Below are 14635 nucleotides of genomic sequence, written 5' to 3'. Positions count from 1 at the left end.
GAAATCGTATGACCAATGGACCTTAAGAGCCTGCGTTATTTCGTTGCTGTGGCGGAGGCACAGAGCGTGGGCAAGGCCGCAGAGCGCCTGCATATGGCGCAACCGCCGCTGTCTGTCCAGATTCGCAACCTCGAGACGCAACTCGGCACGGCGCTCTTTGTGCGCGAATCCACCGGAATGCGACTGACCGACGCGGGCAGTGCGCTCTTCGCACGCGCGCGCGAAGCCCTGGCGTTGGCCAACGAGGGGTTCGAGGCGGCACGCGCCGTAGCGTCCGGGCGGCGTGGGCGGCTGTCTGTCGGCTACATGTTTTCTCTCGGCTACGCTGTACTGCCGAAGCTCGTGCCGCAGTTGCGCCGCTCGCTCCCGGACGTCGAACTGCAGTTCGTCGAGATGAGCACAGCGACATATGAAGCGCACATCGTCGACCACAAGGTAACCCTTGGCTTGTGCATGCCACCGATTCAGCGTCCTGACGTGACCACGACGATCGTGGGCATGCAACCGCTTAGGCTGGCCTTGCCTGCACGCGCACCTCTCGCACGGCTTGCGTCAGTACCGGTGGCGCGGCTGCAGGGACAGAGACTGATTGCGCTGCCCACCCTGAAAGACGGCGCAGACACTTCGATGGTTGCCGCGCTGCTACGGCGGCACCAGGTGACCATGCAGATCGTCGAACGGGTGGAAACCGTTCACGCGGCCCTGGCACTGGTGCTTGCAGGCGAGGGGTACGCGATCGTGCCCGCATGCGCGGAAGTTGGGCGACCTCCGGGTGTCGTGTTCCGAAAGCTTAGGGACGCTGCAGAAGCGTTCGAGGTGGCCGTCTGCCGGCGCAGTGATCTGGAAAGCCCTTTTATCGAGCCCTTCATCACAGCGGCGCGGCACGCACTCCGATGACGCTTTGCACCGGCGTCAGATCCGACGTCCCAATACAAGGTACCGTGAAGAAGTCATCGCAGCCGCGCGCATGACCGTCGGAGGCCTCGCGTTTGCCGAGCCAGCCGCGCTGCACTATCTGCGTCGGGATGCGAGTGGGCGAATACACCATCGGCACCACCGAATTGAGCAGCGGCGAGGGATCTGGATCGGCCGCGAACGGCTCGCACCGAACCAGCCGTCCGTTTCCCACGATGGCCGTGAACGCGCACCACGGGGCGAGCTGGGGGCAATGTCACGGCTATGCCGTAGGCCATCGGAGCCTAACGGCGGGTTGGCGCTGGTGCGGGGGACCTTCCTTCTGGCGCAGCCAGTCACTGATGAGGGACATGGACGGACTCCAGTTCGCGCTCGTCGATTTGGGCAATGGCGGCAAAGGCCTGTTCGAGATCGGCCAGCAGATCGGCCACGCCTTCCAGCCCGATATGCAGGCGGATCACCGTGCCATGGCCGGACCAGTCGGTGACGCTGCGCGCGCGGCGCATGTCGGCCAGCATGGCCAGGCTTTCAAAGCCGCCCCATGATGCGCCGATGCCGAACAGTTGCAGGCTGTCGACGAAGCGCTCGGCGGCCACCGGCGCCGGCGTGCGCAAGGTGAACGACAGCAGGCCGTTGGTGCCGTGGCAATCGCGCCGCCAGAGGGCGTGATGCGGATCGTCCGAGAGCGCGGGGCAGAACACCTGCGCCACTTCTGGTCGTTCTCGCAGCCAGTTCGCCACGGCGAGAGCCCCTTCCTGATGCTGCGCGAGCCGAGCGCCCAGCGAACGGATCCCTCGCTGCACCAGGTAAGCGTCATCGGGGCTGACCGTCATGCCGAAAGCGTCGGCCACGGCAGACAGCTGTTGCCACACGGCTTCGGTGGTGCACACCGTGCCCATCATTACGTCCGAATGACCGCTCAGGTACTTTGTCGCGGCCATCAGCGAGATGTCAGCACCAAGCTCCAGCGGCCGGTACAGCAGTCCCGATCCCCAGGTGTTGTCCGCCGCCACCAGCGCACCGTGTGCGTGCGCCAGAGCCGCGATAGCGGGCAAATCGCACATCTCATAGGCGAGCGAGCCCGGCGCTTCCACGTACACAAGCCGCGTCTCGGGGCGCAGCCGTGCGGCCAGGCCCGAACCGTCGGCCGCGTAGAAATCGGTGGCGATGCCATGCTGGCGCAGGAATCCATCGGCCAGGTTGCGCACAGGCTCATACACGCAGTCGGGCAGCAGCACGTGCTGGCCCGGACGCACGTAGGCGAGCAGGGTCATAGCAGCCGCGGCCAGCCCCGTGGGAAAGAGGCGTGTGCGGTAGCCGCCCTCCAGCATCGTCACCATGTCTTCGAGCGCGAAGCTGGTCGGGTTGCCGCGCGCACCGTATGTGAACAGTCGCTCGCTGTTGCGGTGCGTACGCATCTCGCGCTGCTGAGCCACAGATTCGAACAACACGGTGCTGGCGCGCACCACTGGCGGGTTTACCGGCTGGCCACCCGGCACGCCGGGCGTGCGGCCGGCGTGCGCCAGGCGGGTAGGGAGCGAATGCGTCATGTCTGACCTGTGCTGGGCTGCGTTGGTGTGTGGTGATTGCAAGGGCCGTGCCTTGCTCAGTCGACATGGGCGCCAGACAACTTTACGATCTGGGACCAGCGCGAGATGTCCTGCCTGAGTTGGGCGGCGAAGACATCAGGGCTGCTGGCTACCACGTCGCTGCCAGCGTCGTTGATCTGCTTGACCACCTCGGGCATCTGCAGGACCTGCACGATGGCGCGGTTCAGCAGCGCCACACGTTCCGGGGCCGTGCCGGCCGGCACAAAGAAGCCATACCAGTCTTCAAAGCGCGCATTACGATAGCCAAGCTCTTCCAGCGTGGGCACCTTGGCGAACACACCCAGCCGGCGCGGGCTGGTCACGGCCAGGGCACGCATGCGGCCCGACTGGATAAAGCCCGCCACGGACGAGGTCGACGTGATCAGCACATCCACCTGTCCGCCGAGCAGGTCATTGATGGCGGGGCCCGCGCCCTTGTACGGCACGTGCTGGAGCGACACGCTGCTGTCCTTGTCCAGCACCACGCCTACCAGGTGCGACAGCGTGCCGTTGCCGGGCGTCGCATAGGTGATCTTCTGCGGCTGTGCCTTGGCCTGCGTGGCCAGCTCGGCGAAGGTCTTCCAGGGGGCGTTGGCCGACACCACGATGGCCAGCGGCGCGGCGTTGATCTGCGTGACGGGCACGAACTGCTTGACGGGGTCGAAGCCCGGCGAACGATACAGCGTCGGGTTGACTGCCATCACCGAGACCTGCGAGGTCAGCACCGTATAGCCATCCGCTTTGGACTCCGCCACGAAACGCGTGCCGATATTGCCGCCGGCGCCGCCGCGGTTGTCCGTCACCGCAGTCTGGCCCAGCACCTGAGGCAGGCGCGTGGCCACGACGCGTGTCACGGCGTCATTGCCGCCTCCGGCGGGGAATGGCGAGACGATCCGTAGCGGTTGCGACGGAAAGCCGTTGACCGGCGCCAGCGGTTGCGCGGGGGCGGTGCTTGCTGCGCCGAGCGTGACAAGGGAGAGTGCTGCGGCCAGGAACTGCGGAATGCGTGACATGGGGGCGACCTCGTTCTTGTAGGGGCAGGATGAAAGGGAGGACTCGGATCAGGCGGCGGGCGGGAAACGGAACGTCGCCAGCTCTTGGGCATCGAGCTGGGCGACCAGGCCGGTCTCCCAGGCCAGGTATTGCCGTGCCGCGGCCTTGTTGCCGTCGTGGCGGTCGTGCACGAAGAACAGGAAATCGATGCAGCGCGCGTCAGGCAGCGCGTCCGCGCCTTCGGCCATCGCGCGACCTTCGGTTTGCCACGCGGCCAGGCCGCCGTGCAGCCGGCGCACGTCGCTAAAGCCCAGCGCGCGCAGGTCACTGACGGCGAGTCCGGCGGGATCGCCATCACCACTGTCGCTGACCAGCACGACGGTGGTGTCATGGGGAACACCGGCCAGGTCCTGCGCCAGGCGCGGGCGGACCGACCAGCGGCTGTCGGCGATATGCCCGGCGCGGAAGGCCATGCTGCCGCGCAGGTCGAGCGCAAGCATCGACCTGTCGCGAAGGCCGGCGGCCAGTTGCGCAGCGGTGACGGTGGATGGGGCCGTAACGTCGGCATGCGGGCCGCGCGCTGCCTTCACGCCAGACAAGCCGGCTTGCAGGCCGCCTTCGAGCACCACGGCGTCATGGCCCATCTGCCGCAGCCAGCTGGCCACGACGGGCGCGCGCACGCCATCGGCGTCGAACAGCACCAGTCGTGCGCGGCGCACGCCGACATATTGGTCGGTGGCCTGCATCAGTTGGCCGCCGGGCGTGTGCTGCGCACCGGGGAGCGTCAGCGCGGCAAACTCCTCGGCGGTGCGCACGTCGCACAGGAACGTGGTGCGGGTGTCGTCGGCCAGCCAGGACGCGGCCTGCGCCGGCGGAATGTGGGGCACGTCGAAGCGGGCGGCCAGCGCCTGCGCCGCGTCGCGCGCGGCATCGAGACCACGCGGCGATGTGTTGTCCGGGTAGCGGGCGGTGCCGCCGTGCTCAAGCCGCAAGTCATTCAGGTACCAACCCTGCGTGCCGTTCTCGAGCGCGTAGACGGGATTGGCTACGCCGAAATTGATCAGCGACTGCGCGCCGATAATGCTGCGGGTGCGACCCGCGCAGTTGATGACGATCGGCGTCCCGGTATCGGGCACCAGGTCGCGCAGGCGATAGGCCAGTTCGCCGTTGGGGCAGCAGATCGCGCCCGGAATATTCATCTTGCGGAATTCGCCGGCGGGGCGGCCATCCAGCACCACCGGTGCGTCTGGGCTGGTCAGCATGGCCGCGAGTTCACTGGCGGACACGCGCGGCGTGTTGTAGTGGTGCTCGGCGAGTTCGCCAAACGTCTTGGAGGGAACGTTGACGCCGGCAAACAGCGTGTAGCCGGCCGCCTGCCACGCGGGCATGCCCCCATCGAGCACGAAGACCTGCGAGTAGCCCAGGCGCGCCAGGGCGGTAGCCGCGGCGGGCGCGACACCATCGCCATCATCGGCCAGCACGACGCGCGCATCGGTGCGAGGCGCCAGACGGCCGACGTCAAGCTCGAGCCGGCTATACGGCAGCGGCACGGCGTAGAACGGGTGGCCTTCGCCATACTGGCCGTGCTCGCGCACATCGAACAGTGCGATCTCGCCGGCATCGTGCAGCCAGCCTTTCAGCGTGACAGCGTCGACGGCGGTGTAGGAAGGGTTGGTCATGGAAATCCGGGCAATAGGGGGCCGTCCTCCCGGTGAGGGGAGGAGTTAAGCGGCAATTTTTTCAGGGGGGAGGCGGCGTTGGGCCGCCCGGGGCGGCTCAGGCGGGGGTCAGCGGCGCGTCTGTACGCCCACGCTCATGACCTGGCAGCGCCCGGTTTCCAGGTCGAACGCCAGGCGCTCGGTCAGCGTTTCCAGCGAACGGCCGTACATATGCAGGTGACGGATGACGTCGTCGCCACGGATTTCCACGGAGTGGATGTCGTCGGGTAGCAGGGCAATGCCGCGGCGCGGGCCGACTTCCACGGTTTGCGAGTGTTCCAGTGTGCCCACGCCCGGCTGGCTGCCATCGTCGGTGCGCACGTAGACGTCATTGACCTCGATGCCGCTTACGCCGGCCACGCAGGCCCAGGTGGTGTGGTTGTGCGGGGGAATGCGCTTGCCGGGTCGCATGACGTTCAGGTACAGCGCGTAGGTCTGGTCGGCGTCCTCGGCGATCAGGTAGCGCGCCTGCCGCTCGCCGGCCTCCGGCGGCGGGTAATCGGTTTCGTTCCACAGCTCGGCGCGGGCGGCCAAATGTTCCACCTTGCTCAGGACATCGGCGAGTGCAGCGCGGGTGACACCGTCTTTCGCTATGAGGTTCCTAATGTATTGGATGGTGTCTCCTACTGCTGCCTGGCGTTCTTGTGCGATGGACATGGTGTGGTCGATCCTTGCAATCTCTGTTTTTGAAGGGTAAAAGGTGCCTCTGGTTTCACTGTAATGAACACCCGCCCTGAAAACCACTTAATGCCTCACGAAAATCCATTAGCCAATCTAATGAATGCGTAATCTGGATCTAGACCTGCTCCGCACCTTGGTCGCGATTGCGGACCATGAAACGTTCGGCGCCGCGGCCGACATGGTTCAGCGTACTCAGTCGGCCGTGACGCAACAGATGCAGCGGCTGGAGGAGCAGTTGGGCCTGACGCTGTTCGAGCGGCACGGCCGCGCCAAGCAGCTGACGCGGCACGGGAAGAAGCTGGTCGAATATGCGCGCCAACTGCTGACGCTCAACGACGAGGCCCTGCGCGTGCTGCGTGAAGGGGACCTGACGGGGTCGGTGCGGATCGGCGCGCCGCACGACGTGGCGGATACCATCCTGCCGGTGTTGCTCTCGCATATTGCCAGGGCCTCGCCGGCGCTGCGGCTGGAGATCCATGTTGGTCGCAGCCCCTTCCTGATGGAAGCACTGCGCCGCGGCGAGATCGACCTGACCGTCTCCACGCGCGAGGATGCCACGCTGGACGGCATCGTGCTGCGCACCACGCCCACCATCTGGGTCTGCGCGGCAGACTTTATCTACGAGCGCGGCGCACCGGTGCCACTGATCCTGGCCGACGAGCCGAGCTTGTTCCGCAAGTTGTCGCTGGAAGCACTGACGCAGGCCGGCGTGCCGTGGCGCATCGCCTATCTGGCGCCGAGCCTGATCGGCATCAAGGCGGCCCTGCGTGGCGGGCTGGGTATCACCGCGCGCAGCATTGACCTGCTGACTTCGGACATGCGCGTCCTTGGCGAGAACGATGGCCTGCCGCGCCTGCCCGATGTCACGTACTACCTGTGGGCGCGGCCCAATGCGGTCAATCCGGTGGCGCGACATGTCTTTTCAATGCTCAAAACGGCGCTGCAGCGCGGACTGGTCAGCGCTTGACCATCCCGCGAAGCGTTCTTTAGAAGGCGCCATCGTAACGTGATAGGCGCCGGTGGCAAACGAAGAAGATCTCGGATGGATATATGAAAGGTTACCTTGAGGGTGCGGAGGTTCATTCTCGACCGCCTTCGAGCAACCCGGGCAGGAGAAGGGATGCTGCCCATTGACCAGGCGGCTAATCATTGCGGGGTTTCCGTCGGTATGCTGTCCAAGCTGGAGAACGGCAAGGGCGTCAATCTGGAGCACGCGCTGCGCGTGATGGATGGACTGGGTTTGACGATGCTGGTCGTGCCGAAGGCGCACGCAGCGCTGCTCGAACAAGCAGCGGTGCATGCGGCCAAGATGGACAAGAATGCGGCTAGGGAACGGAAAGTTCTGGTGGAAGAGTAGACATGCAACAACATGCGGATCCGGCGCGGAGGCGCCTGTTGACTTGCTATCGGCCTGGCTATTGAGTCGCGTCTGAAGCCTGTGCTTGGGCCAACCAGGCGACACAGCCATCAACGGTGACCAGCGCGTCGCGCACGCCGGCGGGGCACCAATTCGGATGGCTGCAGCCGTAGATCACTGCGCAGCTCCATGAGAACCGCGGTGGCGTTTGCAATCGGTTAAAACCCATCAGCAAAGCAGGCTCGCTAAACACCGAGCCGGAAGCGGTTGGCCAGTTCTTCCACGATCGATGCCTGCAGCCTGTCGCGAGAAATCTTGAGCGGATCGCGCTCTGCGGTCGACGCCATCCAGCGCTTGAAGTCGACGAACGCGGCTGGACTGATCGTCGTCATTCGCGCCATCCTTCCGGTCACGGAAACGATGGGCGCAGAGAATGAAGGTGCCCCCAACAGAACATTTTCGCGTCGCGCCTGGACTGCCCAGAGGTCGTCTTCATCGTCGGTCAGTTGGAGAGGGTGGGGGTCAAGATCGGCAGCCTCGCGACGCAGGATGTCCACCTCGAAGCCCTTTGCGTTCACTGCCGTAAAAAGTTGATCATCCCGAATCTCGAACGTGCTATCTACCTTGCGTAGTACATCCAGCATGGAGAGATCCAGGTTCTTCATTCGGGAAGCAAACTGAAGGCGTTTGCGCGTATCCCACAGAAGATCGACGTCGCGAGTTGCGAGGGCGCGTTCCTGCAGGCGAACTCCGGCCGCGGCTTCATACGCATAGAGTGCGTGCGTCCCGATGACGATGAAATGCTCGGCGATATTGAGCCGAGTCATCACCTGAAGGATGGCCACGAGGATGTCCGGAGCCCGGCCAACGCGGATCGCTCGGTTCAGCCGCCGGTGCCGGTCGAGCTCCTCTGCGAGCGTCTTGAGTCGGGCCTCGGCAGCTTCCTTACGCGCGTTGAATCGCGAGTACATGTCCTCGGTCGTTTCCGAACGCACCCCGAGGCTCTTCTGTTTGTTGTCCACGCCGGTGCGAATCAGGTACTCGCGGCCTTTCGTGGTTCGCCAGAGCATGCCGCCGCGAACCTCTGCGGCCTTGGCACGCGCGGATTCCCACGCTTCGAACACTGCCTTGGCGTCGATATACTGTCGCAGCGCATCCTCATCCAACTCGATCCACGGATCCATGAGTTTCAGTATAAAAGAGCAATATTCCAATTTTATACTGAAACTCATATCTGTGCGCCATACCGGCCCCGAGCATCTCTGGCGGGCCGAACCGCCCGACGAAGCGCGCCGGCTACAGCAGCCGATAGAAGGGCGCCCGATAGTGCGCGCTTTCCTGTGGCAGCAGCAGTCATCCGCGCGGTGGGCCCACGTGGCAACGCGTCGGGTGCCCTCCAAAAGGCGATGGCATCGGCTGTGCCGCTGCTCGGATCGGCGCTGTCTCGACCAGAGCGACCGGGATGCGGCTTGAATTAGAGGCCTTCCTCTTTGTGAGCCCCAACTGATGCGATGCCGCTCCTGCGTGGCTCGGTGCCGCGCATCCTCCTCGCTGTGCAGGTAGCCGCTGCTCGTCGAGATCGACGAATGCCCAAAGTTGTCCCGCACAAAGCGCAGGTCGACTTGTCGGTCGGTCATGTGCGAGCCGGCGGTGTGGCGCAGCCAGTGGGCCGAGGCACTGGCGAGCACCGCGGCCTGCGCTTCCCACTGCGGCTCGCGCGCGCAGGCGCGCGGCCGCCAGCGCGCCGCGCGACAGACCTCGTTCACGGTTCTCCTTACCGATCACCGGCAGCAGCAAGGGGCGGGTCTCCCCAGGTTGCGGCGTCGGCGCCAGCCCATGGGCGCGGCGGTAGCGCGCCAGCTCGGCAATCAGCTCGTCGGTCGCGGGCACCAGCCGGGTCTTGTTGCCCTTGCCGGTGACCTCGAGCCACCAGCGCTCGACGCCTTGGGCATCGCGCCCGCATGCAGCCGTTCGTGCGCGGTGCCCGGTGTCGGTCGACTCTGGCATCGCCGCGACGGCGTCTTTGACCGCGTCCCACGGCTCGCGGCTCAGGTAGCGCGTGATGCGCGCCTGCGCGGGTTGGCACCGGCGGTGCACGCGCACGAGCGTTGCCAGCGAGGTAGCCCCACAGCAACGCCGTGTTGATTTAGACACGTTCACCTCGCCATCGAAGATCAGGGTTGCAAGAATGGGGAGGGCCATAGATTTTGCACGCTCTCGCCAGAGCCTCTGGCTGGTTGCCCCGGTGCCCTCAGTGGGCCGCGACCGCGGCATTGGACGAGTGTCCCCTGGCTGGCCTGGTGAACCAGATCAGCGGCACGATCGCGACGAAGATCACACCTGAAATCCAGAAGATGTCGTTCAGGCCGAGCATGACGGCTTGCAGATTCAGGCTGCGCTCGAAGTAGGCGACGGCTTGCTCCGGGGTGAAGCCCAATGTCGACTGGATCGAATCGAGCGCGGCAGAATACACGGGATTGTTCGGACTGGCTCGTTCAACCAGGCGGGCGTGATGCAGTACGGTGCGGTCATTCCAGGCGGTAGTCACCAGCGACGTGCCCACGGCGCCGCAGAATACCCGGACGAAGTTTGACAGGCCGGCGGCGGCAGGAATTTTCTCTGGCGCCTGGCCGGACAGGATGATCGCCGTCAGCGGGACGAAGAAGAGCGCCATTGGAATGCCCTGCAACAGGGTTGGCAACACCAGCGTGTAGGTGTCCACGCCGGTGGTGTAGTGCGAACGCATGAAGAACACAACCGCGAAGCCGACGAAGGCCAAGGTGGCAAGCACACGCAGATCCGACTTCGGCAGAATCTTGCCAATGACCGGCGCCAGCAGCACGGCAAAGATGCCCAGCGGGGCGGTCGCCAGCCCGGCGTTGACGGCGGGGTAAGCCAGATACTGCTGCATCCACTGAGGCAGCACAACGAGGTTGGCGAAGAAGATGGCGAAGGCCACCGAGATTGCGATGGTGCCGGCCAGGAAGTTGCGGCCCTTGAACAGGCGCAGGTCGACGATCGGATTCGGTTCAGTCAGCTCCCAGATGGTGAAGAAGATAAAGCTGAGCAGGGCGACGATGGCGAGGGTGGTGATGACTGGCGAACTGAACCAATCCAGGTCCTTGCCCTTGTCGAGCATGATCTGCAGCGCTGCCACCCATGTGATGAGCGAAGCCAGGCCAACCACGTCGATGGGCAGTTTGTGCGTGGGCGTCTCTCGGTCGCGGTAGATCGCCCAGGTGACGGCGGCGGCGAACAAGCCAACTGGCACATTGATGTAGAAAATCCATGACCATGAGTAGCTGTCGGTCATCCAGCCACCGAGGGCCGGTCCAGCGATGGGGCCGACGGTGGCGGTCAGGGCCCACAGTGCGAGGGCGGTGGCGCTCTTCTCCTTGGGGAACGACGACAGCAGGATCGATTGCGAGAGAGGGATCAGCGGGCCAGCCACAGCGCCCTGCAGGATGCGCGCAGCCAGCAGCGTGGTCAGGTTGGGCGCAATGCCGCACAGCCACGACGACAGCACGAACAGCAAGAGGGATCCGACAAAGAGCCTGACCTGGCCCACGCGCTGGGTCAGCCAACCGGTCAGCGGGATAGCCACGGCGTTAGCGGCAGCAAACAAGGTGATGACCCAGGTGCCTTCGTGGACCGATACACCGAGGCTGCCGGAAATCGTCGGGATCGCGACGTTGGCGATCGAGGAGTCCAGCACGTTCATGAAGGTGGCCAGGGCCACGGCGAAGCTTCCCATTACCAGCTTGCCGCCGGTAAGCGGGACTGGCACGAGAGAAGTCTGGGTTTGGGATGACATGAGTTGCTCCGGCAGGGAATCTGATCTGTCAGGTAAATGGACGAGACAGGGCGCTGGTCGACCGGCCCGCTCAACTGCCGCCAGCTCCGGCCGCGCGGGCGTCGCGCTGCGCGAACGATGGCTTTTGCCGGACTTGATTGCCCTGCCGGGCCACGTTTTCCCCTACCGGTGCCGGATTGCTTACGCCGTTGCGGTTCTGCGCAATGATCCGTTGGATTTCGCGATCGGCTTCTTCGCCGTGGCGCCGGAATACATCGGTCCGGTAACTCGTGCGGTACGGCATTGCGCCGACGTCTGCAAGGCGTGAGCCGCCTTCGTCGCGCGTCTGCACGTCGACCTGCATGGACAGGCCGATCTGCAGCGGGTGGGCGCGCAGTTCGGCCGGATCGAGCTGGATGCGCACAGGCAGGCGCTGCACGACCTTGATCCAGTTGCCGGTAGCGTTCTGTGCCGGAAGGGCCGAAAAGGCGCTGCCGGTGCCAGCGGAGAGACCGACGACCTTGCCGTGGTAAGTTACCTTGCCGCCCTACAGGTCGGCATGCAGCTCGACCGGCTGGCCGATGCGGATGTGCTTGAGCTGGACTTCCTTGAAGTTCGCATCGACCCAGACGCCCTCTAGCGGCACGATCGCCATCAGCGAATTGCCGGGCGCCACGCGCTGCCCGACCTGTACCGAACGCCGCGCGACATAGCCGGTGACCGGGGCGGGAAGCGTATTGCGGGCGTTGGCCAGGTAGGCCTCTCGCACCTTGGCCGCCGCGGAGAGCACGCTGGGATGGTCGGCAACGCTGGCCTGGTCGGTCAGTGCGTGGTTGGAAGCGAGTTGCTGGCGCGCGGTTTCGAGCGCGGCTTCCGCAGCCTTGACCGCATCGCGGGCGTGGGCCACATCTTCCGCGGACACGGCGCCGGTCGCGGCCACTTCGGCGCGGCGACGCAGATCGTCCCTGGCGCGGGCCAGGTCCGTCTGTCGCTGCTGTACCGCGGCCGCGAGGACGTTGTTGTTGACATAGATCGCGCTGACCTGGCGCACGGTCTGGCCCAGTGCGGCCTCGGCATTGGCCAGCGCAACGTTGGCATCGGCAGGGTCGAGCATCACCACCGGTTCACCTGCCTTGACGATTTGCGTGTCGTCGGCGTTGACCGCGACCACGGTGCCGCTTACCTGTGGCGTGAGTTGGACCAGGTTGCCATTGACGTAAGCATCATCGGTTTCCTCGTGGAAGCGCGCGACCGTATAGTAGTACGCTCCATAGCCGGCAGCTGCCAGCGCCGAGGCAAGGCCGAGCAAGAGGAGCAGGCGTTTGCGGATGTTCTTCTTGCCGGGCTGTGCCTGGGCGGCAACTTGTGTGCCGGGCTGTTCAGTTGCGGGAGCGATCCTGGTTGTTTCGTTCATGGCGTTACGTGTTCGTGTGCGTTGCGTGCGATTTAGCGGACAAGAGCCGCTTGCTTGATCGGGGCGGAGGTGTCCGCAGAGGTATCCGCTGAGGTATCCGTATAGCCACCGCCGAGCGCGGCGGCCAGGGCGATCTGCCGGTCGCGGCGGGTCATGCGCAGATCCGCTACCAACTGGCTACTGCGCAGGGCGTTGGTCTGCGCATTCAGGACGGTCAGCTGCGTGGTCAGGCCTGCCTTGTATTGGGCCAGGGCGAGGGCCAGGGCGCGTTGCGCGGCAGTGTCGCTTCGCGCGGCGTTGGAGATCTGGGTGTCGATGGCGCGAATGTCCGCGAGCTGCGTAGCGACGTCCGTCAAGGCATTGACCAGCGTTTCGTTGTAGTTCGCCACGGCGAAATCGAACTCGGCGTAGCGGCCCTTGAGCTGAGCGCGCAATGCGCCGCCATCGAAGATCGGCAGGTGAATCGCCGCGCCCGCCGATGCTGTACGACTTGCCGCGCGCAGGAAGCGGCCCCAGCCGAAAGCATCGAGCCCGATCATGGCGCCCAGGTTGATGTCGGGGTAGAACTCGGCCTTGGCGACCTTGATGTCGTGCAGATGCGCGTCGACGCGCCAGCGCGCGGCCACAATGTCGGGCCGGCGCGAGATCAGGTCGGCCGGCAGGTTGTCGGGCAGGCGGACTTCGTCGCCTGCGCCCAGGGCGGGGCGGGCAATCGCCAGGCCGCGGTCCGGCCCTTGTCCGAGCAGTGCGCCGAGCTGGTAGCGCGTGCGCTGGATGTTGCCGTCGAGCGCGGACAGGGCAACTTCGCTGGCGGCCAGGTTGGCTTCCGCGGTGCGCATCTCTACTTCAGTGTCCAGCCCAGCGCTGACGCGGCCGTTGGTCACGCGCAGCACTTCGCCGCGCTGCTTTACCTCGTCCCGCGTGATGCCATGCAGTGCGTAAAGGCGTGCCAGCTCATTGTAGGCGCGGGCAATCGCGCTGCTGAGCGTGAGCTTTACCTGCTCCGACTCCGCCTCGCTGGCATGCATCGCCGATACGGCTGACTTGAGAGCCTCACGATTCTTGCCCCACAGGTCCAGCTCATACGACGCGTTGATGAACGCCTTGTGTTCGGATTGCCAGGAACCGGCGAAAGGCGGCGGAATCATCGTGCTTTCCGAAAAACGCTGGCGCGTCGCCGAATAACCGGCACCCACCTGCGGTAGCGTATTAGCACTGGCACCTTCGCTGAATGCGGTGGCAGCGGCCACCCGTGCCTGGGCTTTTTCGAGCGAAGGACTGCCCTGCAGGGCTTCGCCGATCAGCGTCTTGAGTTGCGCATCGCCAAACTGGTCGGCCCAGTCGACAGAAGGCCAGCGGCCCTGCTCGGCGGGAATGCTCTGCGTGGTGGCGTAGCTGTTGGCGTCGGCGATGTGCTTGTCGCTCTTGATGCCGGCATAGTTGGCACAGCCGGCCAGCACTGCCGCCACCAGTATGGAGGCGGTGGGCCCGGCGAAGCGGCGTGTCCGCCAGGATTTCTGAGTTTGCATTATCTGACTAGTCAGGTATCTGGGTAAAAAAAGACGCGCTCAGGCGTCAGCGAATTTGGCGAGTAAGCGGCAGAACTCTGCAAACTCTTCCTTGCTAAAGTGCCTGAGGCGCCTATTGAGTACCTTAGGCGCCACTTCTGGAGCGCGCTCGGCGACGTCCTGGCCCTTGCGGGTCAGTGCCAGGTTGACCACACGACGGTCGTCGAGGCTGCGGCTACGCGACAGCAGGCCCTTGGTTTCCAGCTTGTCCAGCATGCGGGTCATCAATCCCGTGTCGATTCCGAGCAGTTTGCTCAGTTCGAATGGGGTGGCGGCCACGCCCTGCGTGAGTGACAGCAGGATCCCCATTTGCTGGCCAGTGATGTCCAGGTCTTTCAATGCCGCGTCCATCTCCATCAGCAACGTGTTGCGGGCACGGTTGAGGAAAAACCCGACGCTATCTGTGATGCGAAAGTTTTCCTTCGAATAGTGATCCACGGCAAGGCTCATCATTTGATTGATATCACAGTAATTGATCTGTCAGATAAATGCAAGTCCAGCGGATCGCCTAACCTGTTCATCTGGTTGTCATCGCTCGGCCTTGGTGGCGCGCTAGGACTGTCAAGCTAGGCTGGCCCCTCACTGCGGACGGGCCAGCACAATCCCG

Annotated in this window: 11 protein-coding genes and 3 pseudogenes; 3 read left to right on the top strand and 11 right to left on the bottom strand. The window is 64.8% G+C overall.

Annotation, left to right across the window (positions count from 1 at the left end):
- Positions 1-15: 15 nt before the first annotated feature.
- Positions 16-897, top strand: coding sequence for a LysR family transcriptional regulator (locus tag J8I82_RS29670; protein WP_209762986.1), 882 nt, complete (start codon positions 16-18; stop codon positions 895-897).
- On the opposite strand, the pseudogene J8I82_RS29665 reads toward J8I82_RS29670, so the two are convergent.
- The 5 genes and pseudogenes from J8I82_RS29665 to J8I82_RS29645 form a co-directional block, all read right to left on the bottom strand.
- A pseudogene (locus J8I82_RS29665) lies at positions 869-1138 on the bottom strand (Asp-tRNA(Asn)/Glu-tRNA(Gln) amidotransferase GatCAB subunit C); the annotation flags it as partial. The gene J8I82_RS29670 and the pseudogene J8I82_RS29665 overlap by 29 nt on opposite strands.
- 112 nt (positions 1139-1250) lie before the next feature.
- A complete protein-coding gene (gene metC / locus J8I82_RS29660; protein WP_209762984.1) occupies positions 1251-2465 on the bottom strand; it encodes a cystathionine beta-lyase in 1215 nt (404 codons plus the stop codon).
- Between the two features lie 56 nt (positions 2466-2521).
- Positions 2522-3517: a Bug family tripartite tricarboxylate transporter substrate binding protein gene (locus J8I82_RS29655; protein WP_209762982.1), complete on the bottom strand. Its 996-nt coding sequence runs from the start codon at positions 3515-3517 to the stop codon at positions 2522-2524.
- 48 nt (positions 3518-3565) lie between these two features.
- A complete protein-coding gene (locus J8I82_RS29650) occupies positions 3566-5176 on the bottom strand; it encodes a rhodanese-like domain-containing protein (RefSeq protein WP_209762980.1) in 1611 nt (536 codons plus the stop codon).
- Between the two features lie 108 nt (positions 5177-5284).
- Positions 5285-5872 carry a cysteine dioxygenase family protein gene (locus J8I82_RS29645; protein ID WP_209762979.1) on the bottom strand — a complete coding sequence of 196 codons (588 nt, stop codon included), beginning with the start codon at positions 5870-5872 and terminating at the stop codon, positions 5285-5287.
- A gap of 124 nt (positions 5873-5996) precedes the next feature.
- On the opposite strand from J8I82_RS29645, the gene J8I82_RS29640 reads away from it, so the two are divergent.
- Together J8I82_RS29640 and J8I82_RS29635 are read left to right on the top strand one after the other, a co-directional pair.
- The gene (locus J8I82_RS29640; protein WP_209762977.1) at positions 5997-6863 is read left to right on the top strand and encodes a LysR substrate-binding domain-containing protein; all 867 of its coding nucleotides are present in this window, start codon (positions 5997-5999) and stop codon (positions 6861-6863) included.
- A gap of 153 nt (positions 6864-7016) precedes the next feature.
- Positions 7017-7253: a helix-turn-helix domain-containing protein gene (locus tag J8I82_RS29635; protein ID WP_245180257.1), complete on the top strand. Its 237-nt coding sequence runs from the start codon at positions 7017-7019 to the stop codon at positions 7251-7253.
- A gap of 245 nt (positions 7254-7498) precedes the next feature.
- Here the strand turns inward: J8I82_RS29635 and J8I82_RS29630 are convergent, their stop codons facing one another.
- The 6 genes and pseudogenes from J8I82_RS29630 to J8I82_RS29605 form a co-directional block, all read right to left on the bottom strand.
- Entirely contained in the window at positions 7499-8437 is a 939-nt protein-coding gene (locus J8I82_RS29630) for a GSU2403 family nucleotidyltransferase fold protein (RefSeq protein ID WP_209763023.1), read from the bottom strand.
- Positions 8438-8743: 306 nt separating this feature from the next.
- Positions 8744-9399: pseudogene (locus J8I82_RS29625) on the bottom strand (tyrosine-type recombinase/integrase); the annotation flags it as partial.
- A 105-nt stretch (positions 9400-9504) separates the two neighbouring features.
- Complete coding sequence (locus tag J8I82_RS29620) at positions 9505-11067, bottom strand: DHA2 family efflux MFS transporter permease subunit (protein ID WP_209762973.1); 1563 nt, start codon at positions 11065-11067, stop codon at positions 9505-9507.
- Positions 11068-11137: 70 nt separating this feature from the next.
- A pseudogene (locus tag J8I82_RS29615) lies at positions 11138-12460 on the bottom strand (EmrA/EmrK family multidrug efflux transporter periplasmic adaptor subunit).
- A gap of 32 nt (positions 12461-12492) precedes the next feature.
- Complete coding sequence (locus J8I82_RS29610) at positions 12493-13989, bottom strand: efflux transporter outer membrane subunit (RefSeq protein WP_209762971.1); 1497 nt, start codon at positions 13987-13989, stop codon at positions 12493-12495.
- Positions 13990-14028: 39 nt separating this feature from the next.
- Positions 14029-14466 (bottom strand): MarR family winged helix-turn-helix transcriptional regulator, encoded by a 438-nt coding sequence (locus J8I82_RS29605; protein ID WP_209763021.1) that lies wholly within the window; start codon positions 14464-14466, stop codon positions 14029-14031.
- Between the last annotated feature and the right edge of the window lie 169 nt (positions 14467-14635).

Source organism: Cupriavidus consociatus (assembly GCF_017814975.1).
Classification (GTDB): Bacteria; Pseudomonadota; Gammaproteobacteria; order Burkholderiales; family Burkholderiaceae; genus Cupriavidus; species Cupriavidus consociatus.
The sequence above is the reverse complement of the archived record's forward strand: the minus strand, read 5'-3'. Positions and strand labels throughout refer to the sequence as shown.

Excerpts from the sequence above, each read along its gene's own strand:
- J8I82_RS29670 (WP_209762986.1), top strand. The coding sequence starts at position 16 with ATGGACCTTAAGAGCCTGCGTTATTTCGTTGCTGTGGCGGAGGCACAG.
- metC (WP_209762984.1), bottom strand. The coding sequence starts at position 2,465 with ATGACGCATTCGCTCCCTACCCGCCTGGCGCACGCCGGCCGCACGCCC.
- J8I82_RS29655 (WP_209762982.1), bottom strand. The coding sequence starts at position 3,517 with ATGTCACGCATTCCGCAGTTCCTGGCCGCAGCACTCTCCCTTGTCACG.
- J8I82_RS29650 (WP_209762980.1), bottom strand. The coding sequence starts at position 5,176 with ATGACCAACCCTTCCTACACCGCCGTCGACGCTGTCACGCTGAAAGGC.
- J8I82_RS29645 (WP_209762979.1), bottom strand. The coding sequence starts at position 5,872 with ATGTCCATCGCACAAGAACGCCAGGCAGCAGTAGGAGACACCATCCAA.
- J8I82_RS29640 (WP_209762977.1), top strand. The coding sequence starts at position 5,997 with ATGCGTAATCTGGATCTAGACCTGCTCCGCACCTTGGTCGCGATTGCG.
- J8I82_RS29635 (WP_245180257.1), top strand. The coding sequence starts at position 7,017 with ATGCTGCCCATTGACCAGGCGGCTAATCATTGCGGGGTTTCCGTCGGT.
- J8I82_RS29630 (WP_209763023.1), bottom strand. The coding sequence starts at position 8,437 with ATGGATCCGTGGATCGAGTTGGATGAGGATGCGCTGCGACAGTATATC.
- J8I82_RS29620 (WP_209762973.1), bottom strand. The coding sequence starts at position 11,067 with ATGTCATCCCAAACCCAGACTTCTCTCGTGCCAGTCCCGCTTACCGGC.
- J8I82_RS29610 (WP_209762971.1), bottom strand. The coding sequence starts at position 13,989 with ATGCAAACTCAGAAATCCTGGCGGACACGCCGCTTCGCCGGGCCCACC.